Raw genomic sequence first — 17,305 nt, forward strand, 5'->3', positions numbered from 1 at the left:
ATTCTCCTATGATTATGAGCGAGCAAGCATTAGCTCAATGCGAGATCCAACACGCTGAGCTTGGTCGGCTAATACCCCAATCCATTCAATAATTTTATATAAGAACATAATATCAATCGGATTATGTGCACTCTCAATACTGAGTAATGCTTTGCGTAATACAATTTGTAGCTGATCAGTATCATCTTCAATGGTATCTAATTCCAAAATCATATTATTCACAAAATTCAGTTCACGCCCACGAAATCCTGTTTCAAGTAGCTGATCCATTTCATTGATAACCTTATCTGATTGAATCGTTGCATCAAGGCTACGAGAAAGAAAATGCAAGAAAGATGACTGCATTTCAACAGGGATCAATAACTGGCGACCAATAATACGCCCTGAAATATCTTTAGCATAGTTTGCTAACTTATCTAATTGTGTCACCAACTCTAATAAGTCTGTACGTTCTACAGGCATAAATAAACCACGAGGAAGCTTTAAACGAATTTCACGTTTAAGTGAATCCGCCCGGCGTTCTAAATCAATAATTTGACGGCGAAGTTCTTCAGCATCTTCCCAACGATTATCAAAAGTCGCTTCAAAAAATGGAATTAGTAAACTACAGCACTCAGTCACTTTTTTTGAGTGTTTTTGTAGCGGTTTAAGTGGCGAATGGGCGAATAATCCTAAAATATTATTCATTGCCATAATGTCATCTCCAATTAGTTAATATAAAAATAGGATTGAAATGAATCAAATTGGTGCTAATTCTACTTGATGTTACTAGGAAGATCACGAATTAAAACGTATTTTCTACTGACAAGCGGTTAGTTTTTGTTAATTTTTTACCGAAAAATCCCCTTAATTAAGAGGGTCTAGAAATTTTTAATTTCTCATTAAATTGCCTTTCAGACGTTGAAAAATCAATGATTTAGTTAACGATCCAGTAATTTTTGAATTTACAATTTAAAAGAGAAGTATTACTATTCCAAAACTATTATCAAAATAGATTGCTGTATTATTTTTAAACAAATTTAGAGGGTAGGTATGCAAAACCTAGAAAATATTGTTGCACAAGCAATTGATGCAATTACACAAGCAAATGATGTCGCCACTCTTGAAACATTACGTGTCGAATACTTTGGAAAAAAAGGGCATTTTACCCTGTTAATGCAAGGACTACGAGATGTGCCCGCTGAAGAACGCCCAGCTGTTGGTGCTAAAATCAATGAAGCAAAACAAAAAGCTCAAGATGCTTTAAATAGCAAAAAAGAACAATTAGAAACCGATGAACTCAACGCAAAACTTGCGAATGAAAGTATTGATGTAAGCTTACCAGGACGAAAAACCGAATTAGGTGGACTACATCCTGTTTCAATCACCATTGAACGAGTGGTTAAATTCTTTTCAGAATTAGGCTTTACCGTTGAAAAAGGTCCTGAAATTGAAACGGATTACTACAATTTCGATGCGTTAAATATTCCTACCCACCACCCCGCTCGTGCCGATCACGATACATTCTGGTTTGATGCGCAACGCTTATTGCGCACACAAACATCAGGCGTACAAATTCGTACAATGGAAAAAATGCAACCGCCTATTCGTATTATGGCTCCAGGACGAGTTTATCGTAACGACTACGATCAAACTCACACACCAATGTTCCACCAAATTGAATTACTTTACGTTGATAAAAAAGCAAACTTTACCGAGTTAAAAGGGTTGCTACACGATTTCCTACGTGCCTTTTTTGAAGAAGATCTTCAAGTCCGTTTCCGTCCTTCTTACTTCCCGTTTACTGAGCCATCAGCTGAAGTTGATGTAATGGGTAAAAATGGTAAATGGTTAGAAGTATTAGGCTGTGGAATGGTGCATCCGAATGTACTACGCAACGTTGGTATTGATCCAAATGAATACTCTGGCTTTGCAGTGGGAATGGGGGTTGAGCGTTTAACCATGCTACGCTATAACGTAACTGATTTACGTTCATTCTTTGAAAATGATCTCCGTTTCTTAAAACAATTCAAGTAAAAGCGGTTAGATAATTAAAAAATTTTGCAAATTAAGATAGGTTTTATCATCACAGAAAACCTATCACGAATTCGAGGTAGAGATAAATGAAATTTAATGAATCTTGGTTGCGAGAATGGGTAAACCCAGCTGTTAGTACAGAAACGCTATGCGACCAAATCACAATGTTAGGTTTAGAAGTTGATGATGTAGAAGCTATTGCAGGCGAGTTTTCCGGTATTGTTGTCGGTGAAGTTGTTGAATGTGCACAACACCCAGATGCCGATAAATTGCGTGTAACTAAAGTCAATGTGGGTGGTGATCGTCTGTTAGATATCGTGTGTGGCGCACCTAACTGCCGTCAAGGTTTAAAAGTTGCCTGCGCAACCGAAGGTGCTGTTTTACCAGGCGATTTCAAAATCAAAAAAACCAAACTACGCGGCCAACCATCTGAAGGGATGCTTTGCTCTTTTACTGAATTAGGCATCAAAGTTGAACAAGATGGTATTATTGAATTACCTGCTGATGCCCCTGTTGGCGAAGATTTCCGACATTACTTACAACTTAACGATAAAGCGATCGAAATTAGTTTAACCCCAAACCGAGCCGACTGTCTTAGTATTGCCGGTATCGCTCGTGAAGTGGGCGTGATTAACCAAGCACCAGTTAATACTCCAACCATAGATGCCGTTAAAGCAACTATTTCAGATAAAGTTGCCATTGAATTACAAGCACCAGAGGCTTGCCCACGTTATTTACTCCGTGTTGTGAAAGGCGTTAATGTGAATGCTCAATCGCCATTGTGGTTACAAGAAAAGCTGCGCCGTTGTGGGTTACGCTCAATCGATCCGATTGTCGATATTACTAATTTAAGCTTGCTTGAACTTGGGCAGCCGATGCACGCTTTTGATATGGCAAAAGTGGCTCAACCTGTACAAGTTCGTTTAGCAAAACAAGGCGAAGAGCTTGTTTTATTAGATGGTTCAACCGCAAAATTACAAGATAATACCTTGCTAATTGCAGACCAAAACGGACCGCTTGCCATGGCTGGTATTTTTGGTGGTCAAGCAAGTGGTGTAAGCAGTGATACGAAAGATGTTATTTTAGAAGCTGCTTTCTTCGCTCCACTTGCCATTACGGGCAGAGCAAGACAATACGGATTACATACCGACTCGTCTCACCGCTTTGAACGTGGCGTTGATTACGAACTCCCACGCAAAGCAATGGAAAGAGCAACCGCATTATTACTTGAAATTTGCGGTGGTGAGGCAGGTGAAATTGTTGAAGCCTCTAGCCAAGAGCATTTGCCAAAAGCCAATACAGTTACTTTACGCCGAAGCAAATTAGATAGTTTGTTAGGTCATCACATTGCCACAGAAACCGTTACTGATATTTTCAATCGTTTAGGCTTTGAAAGCGAATATGCAAATGATACTTGGACAGTAAAATCACCAAGTTGGCGTTTTGATATCGAGATCGAAGAAGATCTAATTGAAGAAGTGGCTCGTATTTATGGCTATAACAGCATTCCAAATAATGCACCACTTGCTCACCTTCAAATGAAAGGTTTGCCAGAGAAAATTTTAGAAGCTATTCGCATTAGAACAGCCTTAGTTGATAGTGACTACCAAGAAGTGATCACTTATAGCTTTGTGGATCCTAAAACACAAGAACTACTTCACCCTGAACAAGAAGCACTCATTTTGCCAAACCCGATCTCAAGCGAAATGTCGGCAATGCGAGTATCACTCTTAACAGGTTTACTCGATACTATTGCTTATAACCAAAACCGCCAACAAAGTCGCGTACGTATTTTTGAAAGTGGTTTACGTTTTATCCCTGACGCAAATGCAGAGAATGGTATCCGCCAAGAGCTAGTTTTCGGTGCAGCAGTTGTGGGAGATAAACGTCCAACACACTGGGAACATAAAGCAGAAAATGTAGATTTCTTTGACTTAAAAGGTGATCTAGAGCGAATTCTCTCTTTAACATCAATCAAAGATAAATTGAGCTTTGTCGCTAAACAATATCCAGCACTACACCCAGGACAATCTGCAGCAATTATGCTTGATGGTGAAGAAATCGGTTTTATCGGTACAGTACACCCTAAAGTAATCCAAAAATTAGGATTGTCAGGTAAACCGGTTGTTTTTGAATTACTAGCATCTGCGATTGCTGAACGCTCTGTACCAAGTGCAAAAGAAGTTTCTCGTTTCCCTGCTAATAAACGTGATATTGCTGTTGTTGTTGATAGCACGATTGCCGCAGGTGAAGTATTAGCGGAATGTCGTAAGGCAGGTGGTGATAAATTAGTTGCGGTGAATTTATTTGATGTTTACCAAGGCAGTAATTTAGCCGAAGGTAAAAAAAGCCTAGCGATTAGTTTAACTATCCAAGATAGAGAAAAAACTCTTGAAGAAGAAGAAATCAATAGCGTTATTCAAAATGTATTAGCAGCATTAGCACAACAATTTAATGCTTATCTAAGAGATTAGAATTAAGGAGCATACTATGGCACTAACCAAAATTGAAATTGCAGAAAACCTTGTCGAAAACTGTGGCTTAGATAAACGCACAGCTAAAGAGTTTGTTGAGCAATTTTTTGAAGAAATCCGTATTTCTCTTGAAAAAGGGGAAGAGGTAAAACTCTCTGGTTTTGGTAATTTCTCAGTTCGTGATAAAAAAGCACGTCCAGGAAGAAATCCTAAAACAGGAGAAGATGTCGCAGTTTCCGCAAGACGTGTGGTAGTATTTAAAGCAGGTCAAAAATTGCGTCAGCGAGTGGAAAGTGCCAAAGTAAAAAGCTAATGTTTGGTCGTTAAGGCATTCAATAAAGAATGCCTTTTTAGAAGGAAATAAAATGGTTTTCTCTGTTAAGAAGACAACACTTATAGGGGCGGCATGCTTATCTCTAATCGTTCTTACTGGTTGTAGCAACTCCACTGATAGTAATAAGCAAAAAAATAAACCGTCCGTTTCAAAAATCTATCGCAGTAGCACAGGTAGCTTATCAGATCCAATTATTGCAATTAGTAGCCTAAGTGAGCACCAACACCAATGGAAAGGTACACGCTACCGATTAGGTGGAAATTCTCGTAGTGGAATTGATTGTTCCGGCTTTATGCAAGTTACTTTCAGAGATCTCTTTGGGATTGATTTACCAAGAACGACATCTGAACAGGCTAAGGAAGGAGAGCGTATTTCAAAATCTGAATTACGTACTGGAGATTTGGTCTTTTTCAAAACAGGGAGAGGGCCAAATGGAAAACACGTTGGTGTTTATGTAAAGAACGGTCAATTCCTACACGCTTCTACTAAGGGCGGGGTAATTTATTCTGACATGAACTCACCTTACTGGTCTCGCACTTTCTGGCAAGCTCGTCGTTTATAACAGTAAAAATATGAAGTAGATCACAAAGTTAGCAAAAAATCATTTGTTTTAGGAAATAGAATTTGAAAAATTGAATAACTTGACGTAGTCTATACAAACTAAAAACAAGTGTTGTGTTCAACAACCGATTTCATAAATTTGCTTTCCGAGTAGCCCCTTGATGTAGGGGCTTTTTTTTGGTTGTAATGAACAAATTACACCAATCGCCCATTATCAATTTTATAAACCTGATCAAAATGCGTTAAACCATTTAGGCGATGCGTAATCATCAATAATGTTTTATGCTGGCAATGTGTAAGGATAATTTGTAAAATCTGTTGTTCGGTTTCTCGATCCAACCCTTCCGTTGGCTCATCTAACAATACAATGTCTGCCTTGCTAAGCAGTAAACGGGCTAACCCTAAGCGACGCTGTTCACCACCTGATAATGGTCGCCCACCTTCGCCAAGCCATAACTTTAGCCCTTCTTGTTCAAGTAAATACACCAAGCCCACTTGCTCCAATATCGCTATGAGCTGTTGATCATCTGCTTGTGGATTTCCCATCAATAGATTTTCTCGCAAAGTATTACTAAAAATGTGTACTCTTTGGCTTAATACGACTAGATTTTCCCTTAAGGTATTTTCGGAAAATTCGCTTAATTTGCAATGATTCAGCCAAATCTGACCGCTTGTTACATCATAATTGCGAACTAATAGTTGGAAAATCGTTGATTTACCGCTACCTGTTTTGCCTAAAATTGCCACCTTCTGCCCTTGTGCTATCGAAAAAGAGAGCTGGCGTAATACCATTTCGTCTTGTTCAGGGTAACTAAAATCGACCTGTTCAAAGCGGATAAGCGGTTGATTATTCTCTGTTTTTTGCCATTCTGCATTGCCAGTGAAAGTAACTAACGGTTGCTGATTAGTGATTTCACTTAAACGTTCAGCAGAAGCAATTACCTGCCCCAAATGCAAAAATGCGATGCCTATCGGCATTAAAATCTCTAACGATGCAAGCACACAAAATACCACAAGCGCTATCAATGCTTTAGGATGCTCCGCACTTGGCACACTAATGGCTTTAGCTGAGAGATAAATTACCACTGTCATTAAAATACCATTCGCCATAATTAAAATAGCATTAGATAAGCCACTTAATTGGCTCTCTTTACTCTGTGCATTTAACCATTGCTGTTCTGTTTGACATAATTTCTCACTCGCTTGGGATTGCATACCAAAAAGTAAAAATTCTGCATTTAGCTGTACCCATTCAATAAATTGACTACGGTAATTAGCACGAGAGTGGATTGCGACTTTACCTAATTTTTGCCCTAAATGATAAAACAAAGTAGGTAACACAAATAATAAAGCGGTCAATGTACCGCAAATAACTAAGGCTAATAAAGGCGAAATAAACGAAAGCCCAATTCCTATAAACAGAATAACCATTACCGCACTAATAAATGGCGATAGCAGGTTTAAATATAAGGTATCCAGTGTATCGACATCTGCCACCAGTCGATTTAACAACTCACTATGGCGATAACGACTTAGTTTAGCAGGGCTAAGCGGAATGAGCTTACGGAAAATTTCCACACGCAAATTGGCTAATACTCTAAAAGTACCATCGTGAGTAACTAAACGCTCAAAATAACGAGAGACAGTCCGCCCTATCGCTAATCCACGAACTCCTGCTGAAGGGTAAAAGAAATTAAAAAATAAGCTTGAACCTACTAACGCAGATGCCGCAAGAAACCAACCTGATAGGCTTAATAAACCGATACTAGCAGCTAAACTGGTAATGGCTAGAATAATCCCTAAAGCCAATAATCCAAAATGATTGCGGTATAACGCTAAAAATGGAAAAAGTGAACGCATCTATTTTTTACCTTATTTCTTGAGTTCCGAGCAGTTCTTGGTTTCCTAATAATTCTGCGAAGAAACCTTGTTTTTCAAGCTCTGTGAATTTGCCTTGCTGAATAATTTGCCCTTGTTTCATTACCCAAATTTCATCACATTGTTTTAGATCTTCAATACGGTGAGTAATCATTAAGGTTGTTTGTTGCTTACTTAAGTGATGTAATGCAGCTAATACTTGCTGTTCCGATTGCATATCTAAACTTGCCGTTGGCTCATCAAGCAACAAGAATTGATAAGGGCGAAGTAATGCTCTAGCAATTGCAATACGCTGTGCTTGTCCGCCTGAAATACCCATATTGGCATCTTGAATTTCACGTTCCAGACCTAAACGATAAACAAATTCATCAGCCCTAGATAAACGTAGAGCCTCGCTGATTTGATCATCTGTCGCTTGTGGATTACCAAGGACAATGTTCTCTCGTAAGCTCCCTTTTATTAACTGTGGATTTTGCCCTACCCACGCCAGTAACGCTCGCCACTGTTTGATGCCTAATTCACGTAATTCAACACCATTAATTTTAATACTTCCCTGATAAGGTAAAAAACCAAGTAACATATTCATTAACGAGCTTTTACCAGCACCACTCTGCCCCACCAAAGCGATATGTTGTTGAGCCTGAATAGTAAAGTTCAATGGTTCCGTTAAGGCTGTTCCTTGTGGCGAAAAAATTTGGCAATCTACCGCTACAATGTTTAATGGCTGATCAGGTAATGCAATATTGCCGTTACTTTGTGTAGAAACATCACTTGTTAAAAAAGTTTCAATGCTGTCCGCTGCGCCAATAGCGGCGGCTTTATCGTGATAATAAACGCCTAATTCTCTTAATGGTTGGTAAAATTCTGGTGCTAACATCAAGCAAAAAAATCCAATAAACAGGCTCACACCCACATCATAATAGCCAAAATCTAATTCACCTAAATAGATAAAACCAAAATAAACCGCCATAACCGCAATGGAAATTGCAGTAAAAAATTCCAGTACTGCTGATGAAAGAAATGCCATTTTAAGCACATCCATCGTACTAATGCGGAATTCTTCGGTGCGTTTAAATATTTGCTCTGTTTGAGCATCAGCTTGCCCGAAAAGACGAATAGTCTCTAATCCCTTTAAACTATCTAGAAACTGCCCACTTAAACGAGAAAGTACACCGATATTACGTTGGTTCGCATCTGCCGCTTTGAAGCCTACTAATGCCATAAAAATCGGGAGCAATGGCAATGTGAGAAATAAAATTAAACCTGCAGCCCAATTTAGCGGAAAAACAAAACAAAGAATCACAAGCGGTGTGATCAACGATAAAAATTGCTGAGGCAAATAACGAGCATAGAAATTATGAATATTTTCGACTTGCTCTAGCATTAAAGCAGCCCAACTTCCTGCGGGTCTTTGCTGAATAGTCATTGGCCCTACTTGAGCCAGTTTGTCTAAAATTTGCTGACGCAAATGGATTCGCAGAGTTTTCCCTGCTTGAAATCCACTCCGCTCACGCAACCAAAACAACAATGCCCTACCTATAAAACAAGCCAGTAATAAAGTTAACTCTCCGAAAAAATCAGACGGTGCTTGCTGTTCCATAATCATCTTGTGCAACATTGATGCTAAAAACCACATCTGCCCCACAACCAGCAATGCACTAAATGTGCCAAATAGTACATTTAAGTACAGCCATTTTTTAACAATTTTTTGTTGTTGTCTGAGCCACTTTTGTAGCTGTTTTTGACGCTGCTTATCCATAATTTAAATTATGTTCCTATAAATATTTTACCTTTGAGAGAGTTATATCTAGTCAAATTCAAAACGGTAAAGTAAATCAACCGCTTGGTTAACGCTCGATACCCATTGTAAATAAAGACTTGGTGCCAAACGATAACGTAAGGTTAATTCCGTTAATGGTGCAAAAATACCTACACCATATTTGACTTTAAACTTAGGCGTAAGACTACCACTTACAACCACTTTTGTGTTATCACCAATCCCTGCGGTTGTGACATTAAGATCACTTATTCCAAATGCACTGCCTACACCGCCAACCACTTTACTGCTTTTTGATAAACTCATTCCTATCAATGCAGCTGCAATTGAGTTACCTGAACCAGCATCACCACTTCCTTCTAAACCACGCCCAGTTAGGATATAAGAGAGAATTTGATCTTGCGACATTGAAGGGGTTGAAAATAGTTTTACCTCTGGAGAATCTGCAATCCCCGTTACTTTTACGCCTGCAATAATACTCGAATCTTCAATTGCTTCAGGATTGCGAATGGCTTCAATATCTAAGGTTGGCTGAGATGGTAATCCAGTAAACGAAATTAAGCCTTTACGTACCACTAAATCTTGCCCAAATGAGGCGAAAGTTCCATTTTTCAAATTTACCTGCCCATACAAGCCAAGCCCTTTACTGCCTTGTCTTACTTTTAGCATCCCATAAAGATCTGTTTTCAATCCGTAGGCATCGAGTCTAACATCATTACCAATGTTGATTGTAATATCTGCTTTCATTGCCATACCAGAGCCTGTTTGTGGCACGTTTTTAGGTAAAGTAGCAACTTTGTTAGCGAGTTTATTTCTAACAGAGCCATCCATAATCACTTCGTCTGGACTTACACTTACCGCACTCTCTGGTAATTCTTCCACTTCAATCCTTGCCCAAGGAATATCAACATTACCACTCAAAACAAGCTCTTTCGGGGTGGCTTTGACTTCAATATTTGGACTAACATCTACTTTTGCGATACTTGGAATATCAAGTCGGAACTTATCCGCTTTAGCCGTCACACGCGTATGCCACGCATCAAGTTTCTTCCAATTTGCATCACCTTCTAACAGCAAGTTACTTTCTTTAGTTTGAACATTACCTTTTAAGGTTGAAGATGCACCATTGAAATTTAAAGCTAAATTTCCACCTGTGACATCAAACGGCATCATCGCAGAACGAGCGTTCAATCCTGTTAAATTCAAATTCCCATATAACAATGGTGATAATGCATTACCACCCAGTGTTAAATTGGCATTAATATCGCCTGTTACCGTTTCACCGTTGGTCAAAAGAGGTTTGATTAAAGATAAATTAAGTTGTTCAATATTGATTTTCCCTGATAAAGCACGAGCATTAGCAATATCTTTCATCAATAATTCACTATAAATACGCCCATTATTTTCAATTTTAATATCCGTATTAAGCTTTAAATTATTATCAGATAAATTTGCCACAATTTTCACTGGTGATAAGGTAATTGGGAAAGTACGATAATCTATTTTTTGACTAAATTTCACCGCATTAGATGTTAATTCCACATTTACCTGTGGTGCTTTATTCGTAAACCAAGCCGCATCACCTTTTGCAGCGACAATACCTGAAATTTGACTCTCTTTTTCTAAAAATTCCTGCAATGTCGCTAGGTCAAATTGCTTAATTTCAAAAGGCACTTTCCCTTCTTTACCTGCTTGGAAGCGTTGTGGGAAACAAATATTAACTTTAGCATTATGCCAACAATGAGCAGAAATATCTGCTTGAATTTTGCGATTATCGTAGCTAATTTGTAACGCTTTATCGTTCTTCCATTCCCCCACAGGAGATTGAATTGCAATATTCGCTAATTGTCCCTGCCACTGTTGTGTCGAACGATCAAATTTACCTGTTAGCTGTAATGCTGCACCAACAGGTTCACCCTTAGCGGTCAGTTTTAGACTATGATTTGCTTCACTACCATTTGCAACTAACGTTGCATCATCAATACGAATATCGCCTTGTTTAAAACCTCGTAAACCAATCTCAACATCGCCTTGAATTGTTTTCTCAGTGGTAATTTTTCCTTTGGCAGTCAAATGTTGTAAGCCGAATTGCTCGTAACTCACATTATTGGCGGTTAAATCTAAATTTAGCTCTGGCTCTGTTACTTTACCTTGTAATTTGACATTACCATTCACACTCGCTTTTAAATTTGGCACCAAACCTTGTAAACTAGGGGCCTTAATCTCGGCAATAAAATCTGATTTTTCGCCTAATATACCTTTTAACGCAATGTTATTCTCACCATAAACTAGCGTTGCATTAGGGACATTTAACAACGTTTGGCTATCTGATTTGAGTTCGCCTTTTAGCTGTAAATTCTTTTGAAAGAGATTACCTTGCATATCAATATCAGATACATTTACAGCCCATTCATCGCCTTTCTCACCTCTTGCAGCATAACCTGATGACTCAAGATTACCTGATAATACAGCCGCCCATTCAGGTAATAATGCTTTGGTATTGATACCATTAACATTAAGTTTCGATTGCCATTCAACCCCATTAGACCAATCCACTTTGCCATTCAAATTAGCCTTGCCTTGTAAAGCATTAAGATTGAGATCTTGCAAAGTAAATTCCGTTAATCCCCCCTTACCTTTCAAAGCAAGATCGCCTGCTGGTAACTTCATCCCACTCATTGCTAGGCTAGTTTCTAGTTGGTAATCCAATAAATCTCCAGACAATAACAGTGCTACATTCTTAAGTTTTAAAGGATCCACGCCTTTCTCTTGAATAAACGGATAATTCACTTGTTCGCTTTGGATCTGTAATTGTAAAGGTGTTTTCGGTTCTGCCAATTTCACAAATCCATTGATTTTGGCATTGACTGCACCTTCCGTTTGAATATCAAGTTCTGTTTTACCAAATAACTCACCTGACACCGTTGCATTAACTTGACTTGCTGGTAAACCATACTCTTTTAATACTGGAGAATTTGCATTAAGTTGCCAATCAAGCGGGTAGTTTTCTGATAAAGTTAACAATCCTTTGCCCGAAATATTTCCTTTATCCGTTTTTACCGAGAGTGTTGTTAAATTTATAGAAGAACTATCTGATTTAGCAACAAGCTCAACTTCCGAGATATGAACTAACGAAGTAGGCTCTTGCATCTTGCCATCAAGATCTTGTGTTTTTTGCTGAATATGAATATCTTCTGCTTTAAACTCAGGAATGTTTAGATCAATCGGTAATTGAATGGGATCTAATTTGGTTAATAACGGTTGAGAGACTTTCTGCTTAATCTCTTGCCAATTAACAGGTTGCGTTGGTTCATTCTCTTTTTTAGTATTCTTTTGCTCAGAACTCACCGCTTGTTGTGCTGGCAATGAAAGTGCTAGTCCTTTTACTAATGTTGGAGAAAGTGTCAAATTTGAGCCTTCACCACTAAGCCCTGAATGGAAATGATCCAGTGTAATATCCATGTCATCGACTTTAACTTGTACATTATCCAAAGTCATTTGTTTCAATGAAACTGGAATAGGTAGCTCAATCTTACCCAGAGGCTCACTTTCTTTAGGTTGGGAAGCGGGGAGTTTACTTGTATCAATTGCAATGACGGCATTTTTAACAGCGAGATTTTCTAAACACGCTTTTCTCTCTAGCAAACAGTTCAAACCGATATGTAAATCAGCTTGCCCTAATTGCACGTCTACGCCATCGATTTGGTAATGCGCGTCAGATAAACGTAAACCTTCCTGCAACGAGCCTTCTACTTTACTAAAGGATAATCCTTGGAGCTGTTTGGCAACGAAATCCAATGCCATTTGTTGACCTTTTCCCGTTGCTAAAAATGCCACTGGAATCGCAATAATCAGAAACAAAATAACAAAAAGCCAAGCGAAAATTCGACATTTACGCTTTTTAGGCTGATGTTCTACATTTTCTGTCTGTTCTGCCACATCGGGCTTTTCAAGTTTTTTCTCGTCCATCTTGTTTTAATTCTTAAAGTTCTGAACCTAACCCAATATAAAATTGAATACCTTTTTGATTGTTAGGTGATCTGACTGGCGTTGCAATATCTAGCTTAATCGCTCCGATTGGTGATGCCCAACGAACTCCTACGCCTACACCTGAATGTAACTCTTTTCCCTTATAGCGTCGAGCCGCAAGCCCTGTATCATAAAAAGCGGCAGCCCACCAATTCGAATAAACTTGGTATTGATATTCTGCACTGGCTGTCATTAAATGCGAAGCCCCTGTCAATTTACCCTTCTCATCTCTAGGTGAAATATCTTTATAGCCGAAGCCTCGAACACTCATATCCCCCCCTGCAAAATAACGTAATGTAGGTGTAATACGCTTAAATTCACTGGCATTTAAATAGCCCACTTCAGCCCGAAGGTAAAAACGATGGTTTAAAAAATAGGTTCTGACCCACGCTGTTGAGGCTTTTGCGCTGTAAAAATTCACATCAGAACCCCACATTTTACTTCCCCAATTTAGTGTTACTTTTTGTGAATCACCCCAAAGCGGAAAACGATTTCCATCACTACGAGTGCGATTCAACGATGCCGTTGGATAAAGCAATAATGTTTTAATTTTGGGCTGACTAGCTTGCTCAAAAGCGTCATAACGAGCTTTTAACCCCAAGGAAAAAGCCCAACCTGTTTCGTGGTTCCAAAAGCGTTGAAAACCTAAATGTGCCCCTGTGAATTTGGTGTCGTTCTGATCTTCACGTTCCAAACCACCTGAAAATTGATAGAAGTAATTGATAGGATGAGTTTTAATCGGGATCTTATACCCAAACTCAAAAGATTGCTCTGGCTTAGAAATATAGGTATTACTTTCTATACTATGCCCACGATCATTGATCCAAGGCTTTTTCCAATTAAGCTGTAAGCGGGGACCAATGTCCGTGACATACCCAATCCCGATTTCTACATCATTTTTCTTGCGTGGTTGTAGCAACACATTTAAATCTACGGTTTTATCCGTTTCGTGAATTTCTGGTTCGACCAACACAGAAGTAAACCAGTTACTTGATGAGAAATCACTGGATAGTTTAGAAAGATCTGTTAAATGGTAGTAATCTCCCGATTTAATACGAAGAATATTCTCCAAATAATCTTGGCGGATTTGGCTATTCACAAAGGCAATATTGCCATATTTATAGCGCATTCCACTGTCATAACTTAAACGCCAATCTGCCGTATGCTCTTTTGGGTAAACTTCCAAACGATGCACCTGCCATTGTCCATCAAAATAGCCACGAGCTTGTGCTAATTTCTCTACACCACTTTTAAAATTTTCGTAAGTTTGGTGATTTAGAATAGTATTTTGGGCTGGAATTGATTTTTTGAGATTTTCAAAATCACTATCTTCTGCCGCCATTCCTGTAATTTCAACATCGCGCTCATCAAGCTTTACAGGTTTATCTAACTGCACTTGCAACTTTAAGAGATCTTTTTGCGGATTAGGACGTGGCGTTAAACTAAAATGGTACTGGGTATTATAATATCCCAATGCTCTCAATGCTTTATCAACAGTTTGCTGAACACGATGTTGATAACGCTCAGATCCATCGGCTTCATCATTGCTTAACTGTGATAAATAGATACGCACATTGGTGTAAAGATCTTTGTCTTTAATACCTTCCACACGTAATAAAACAGTTTGCTCTGCTTGAGCTGCTAATGTTATCAACGTCAATAATGCAAAAAGAGAGAGTTTTGTTTTCATTATATTGGCTCTTATCTCACTAATTTGGTAAAAATTTCCTTAAATCTGACCGCTTATTTATTCTCTAGGTAGCCCACGCAATAATGGAACTGTATTAAATGGCGGTACAGAACTCAATGCAGGCTCTATGACAAACTGAATACTGAATGGTTTCACAGGTTCAATTTTCTCATCACGCCATAAGCTACTCAAGCTCACTAATTGAATATCATCGGGTAAATTTGATAATCCCGTTTCTAATACGGCAATAGAATGTTTTCTAGGGTGGCCTATCATTATTGCAGTACCATTTTTTCTCGCATACGAAATCGCTTGTTGAAATTGCTTTTTCACATCTTCAAGCGCATCGCTATCATCTAAAAAAATATGACGCTCTAATGCTTTAATACCAAACTCTTTTGCCACCTTTGCAGCGACACTATTCCCTGCAGTTTTACTATCAAGGAAAAATAGCTGTTGAGCAGACAAGGCTTTCATTAGGTGTTGCATTGTTTGTCGATCTGTTGTGGCTTTACTTCCCATATGATTATTTAAACCAATCGCATAAGGAACTTGCATTCGAGCAGATTCAACTAAACGAGCAACTTTATCTTCTCCCATCCCCACAAATAACGCGCCAGCTTCAATTAACTGCGCACTATTCTGTGGCTGCATTGGTAAATGAATGAGAATATCCCTTTTTTGTTCATAAGCCTTATTTGCTCTTGCGGTGGCATAAGGCGCAACAGGAATAATCGCTACACTGACCTCTTTAGGTAAATTATAAATTGCATCATCTTCTCTTGCTCGATAACCGATATCATCAATTACAATAGCTAATTTCCCCGCTACAGCAAGCGGTGAGATCGACACAAAAATTTGCAAAACAATAGCAATAACAAACCGCTTATATTTCATCATTTGCATACTAACGAACCCAATTCAATGGATTAACTGCAACGCCCTTACGGCGAATAGCAAAATAGAGTGCTGAGCGATTTTGCCCTCCAGAATTACCTGCATAGGCAATAGTTTGACCAGCCTGAACCCTTGCTCCTTTTTTCACTGCAATAGATTGATTGTAACCATAGAAAGACATATCGCCTTTACCGTGATCAATTGCAACTAGCTGTCCATAGCCCTCAAGCCAGCTCGCTAAAGCAACTTTACCGCCCGCAATCGCTTTCACTGGCGCACCTGATTTGGCTTCAATCACAATCGCATCCCATTTAAGTTCACCCATTTGAGTCGAACCAAAACGATTTAAGATTTTACCTGTCAAAGGCATTGCATATTTGCCTGACAACCCTGAACCCGCACGGACTTGCTGTTTTTCTTCTTCCGTCGCTTGACGTTTCTCCTCAGTATTTTTTTTCTGCTCTAATTTAGCAATTTCTTGTTTTTCTACCTGCTCAGATTCTCTCATAGCTTGTGTAATCTGACGGCGTAAAGCTGCTTCATTATTTTTCAATGCATCTAAACGACTTTGGTCTTGTTCCAGAGTCTTATCAATTGAACGAATCGTACTTTCACGCTGATTTTTAACTTTTTGTAGCTCTTTTTCTTGCTTTTTCTGTTCTGAAAGCTGATTTTGTTGCCCAGACTGCTGTTTTTTTAATTCGTCTCGACGAAGTTTTAACTCTTCTTGGGTTTGGCGTAATTCATGAATGGCATCAATACGAATTTGGTTCATATGCTCATAATATGCGCTCATTCTATCTGCATTCTTAGCTTCTTCCGATAATAAACGTTCTAAAATAGAAGGGTGAATGCCTGAGCGATATGCAGAATCTAGTTGCTCCTTCAGTTTCTCCTTCTGCTCAATTTCTTGCTTTTCTAAACGTTTAATTTCTTGTTCAGTATGGCGAATAATTTGTCGGATTTCAGATAAGTTCGTTTCAATCTGTTTTAATTGAGTATTGACATTACTGATCTGAATTTCCTGATTTTTTAGAGTCGATTGAAGTGAATCTCGCTTCTGTTTTTGTTCTCTGATTTTAGCTTGTTGTTGATTAATTTTTTGCTGAATTTGGGAAAGCTCATTAGCAACTGAAGGATTAATTACCCCCAAATAGCCTACAATGAAAAGAATAAAATAGAATGGTTTTATTGACTTCACGAATCTAATACCCTAATTATCCGATAAATTGGCTATTCTAATCACTTACATCAAAAAAGACTATTATTTTAGGAAAATTAACTGTAGAAGGCCAAACTTAATCTGGCAGCCTACCGTTTAAACTTACAATGCCTGTCAGATTAATTTTAGCTTAAATTATTTTCCGCACAAATTCGTTTTCGATCTAGCAATGTCCCCATCTCTCTTCTTCCACAACACCTTTTCGATGACATTCAGAAGTGAGAAGTCGAAAATAAAGCTCATTGAGTGTTGGATGTGACTTATAAAGTATATGAATTTGCAGTCAGCGATGAGTAGGGAGAAGAACATTTAGCCATATAGTATATTGAGATAACTTACACCATATACTAATGAGAGTACTAAATTAGCAAAGACTTGTTTACGACACTATTTGTCGCAATTAGCTTTATTATGTTATTGCAAGCGG

11 protein-coding genes are annotated in these 17,305 nt (G+C 38.5%); 4 read left to right on the forward strand and 7 right to left on the reverse strand.

Annotated elements, in window-relative coordinates; all coding sequences use genetic code 11:
- Positions 1 to 12 precede the first annotated feature (12 nt).
- On the reverse strand, positions 13 to 693 hold the full coding sequence (locus A1D26_RS09200) for a TIGR00153 family protein (protein ID WP_157403720.1): 681 nt from the start codon (positions 691 to 693) through the stop codon (positions 13 to 15).
- A 339-nt stretch (positions 694 to 1,032) separates the two neighbouring features.
- On the opposite strand from A1D26_RS09200, the gene pheS reads away from it, so the two are divergent.
- The 4 genes from pheS to A1D26_RS09220 all read left to right on the forward strand — a co-directional run bounded on the left by pheS (position 1,033) and on the right by A1D26_RS09220 (position 5,386).
- A complete protein-coding gene (gene pheS, locus A1D26_RS09205; RefSeq protein WP_157403721.1) occupies positions 1,033 to 2,016 on the forward strand; it encodes a phenylalanine--tRNA ligase subunit alpha in 984 nt (327 codons plus the stop codon).
- Positions 2,017 to 2,102: 86 nt separating this feature from the next.
- Positions 2,103 to 4,490, forward strand: a complete 2,388-nt coding sequence (pheT, locus tag A1D26_RS09210) for a phenylalanine--tRNA ligase subunit beta (RefSeq protein WP_157403722.1) — start codon at positions 2,103 to 2,105, stop codon at positions 4,488 to 4,490.
- A 16-nt stretch (positions 4,491 to 4,506) separates the two neighbouring features.
- Positions 4,507 to 4,803 (forward strand): integration host factor subunit alpha, encoded by a 297-nt coding sequence (locus tag A1D26_RS09215; RefSeq protein WP_157403723.1) that lies wholly within the window; start codon positions 4,507 to 4,509, stop codon positions 4,801 to 4,803.
- A gap of 52 nt (positions 4,804 to 4,855) precedes the next feature.
- The gene (locus tag A1D26_RS09220; protein ID WP_157403724.1) at positions 4,856 to 5,386 is read left to right on the forward strand and encodes a C40 family peptidase; all 531 of its coding nucleotides are present in this window, start codon (positions 4,856 to 4,858) and stop codon (positions 5,384 to 5,386) included.
- 194 nt (positions 5,387 to 5,580) lie between these two features.
- Here A1D26_RS09220 and cydC read toward each other — a convergent pair whose 3' ends face one another.
- Genes cydC through envC form a run of 6 tightly spaced genes read right to left on the reverse strand, consistent with a single transcriptional unit; the run spans position 5,581 to position 16,866 of the window.
- Positions 5,581 to 7,245, reverse strand: coding sequence for a heme ABC transporter ATP-binding protein/permease CydC (cydC, locus tag A1D26_RS09225; RefSeq protein ID WP_157403725.1), 1,665 nt, complete (start codon positions 7,243 to 7,245; stop codon positions 5,581 to 5,583).
- 7 nt (positions 7,246 to 7,252) lie between these two features.
- A complete protein-coding gene (gene cydD / locus A1D26_RS09230) occupies positions 7,253 to 9,022 on the reverse strand; it encodes a heme ABC transporter permease/ATP-binding protein CydD (protein WP_157403726.1) in 1,770 nt (589 codons plus the stop codon).
- Between the two features lie 48 nt (positions 9,023 to 9,070).
- Entirely contained in the window at positions 9,071 to 13,009 is a 3,939-nt protein-coding gene (gene tamB / locus A1D26_RS09235; RefSeq protein ID WP_157403727.1) for an autotransporter assembly complex protein TamB, read from the reverse strand.
- A gap of 13 nt (positions 13,010 to 13,022) precedes the next feature.
- On the reverse strand, positions 13,023 to 14,759 hold the full coding sequence (gene tamA, locus A1D26_RS09240; protein WP_157403728.1) for an autotransporter assembly complex protein TamA: 1,737 nt from the start codon (positions 14,757 to 14,759) through the stop codon (positions 13,023 to 13,025).
- A gap of 57 nt (positions 14,760 to 14,816) precedes the next feature.
- Positions 14,817 to 15,665, reverse strand: coding sequence for a divergent polysaccharide deacetylase family protein (locus tag A1D26_RS09245; protein WP_157403729.1), 849 nt, complete (start codon positions 15,663 to 15,665; stop codon positions 14,817 to 14,819).
- 1 nt (position 15,666) lies between these two features.
- Positions 15,667 to 16,866: a murein hydrolase activator EnvC gene (gene envC / locus A1D26_RS09250; protein WP_157403772.1), complete on the reverse strand. Its 1,200-nt coding sequence runs from the start codon at positions 16,864 to 16,866 to the stop codon at positions 15,667 to 15,669.
- Between the last annotated feature and the right edge of the window lie 439 nt (positions 16,867 to 17,305).

It is taken from the genome of Ursidibacter maritimus (assembly GCF_009761395.1).
GTDB classification, from domain to species: domain Bacteria; phylum Pseudomonadota; class Gammaproteobacteria; order Enterobacterales; family Pasteurellaceae; genus Ursidibacter; species Ursidibacter maritimus.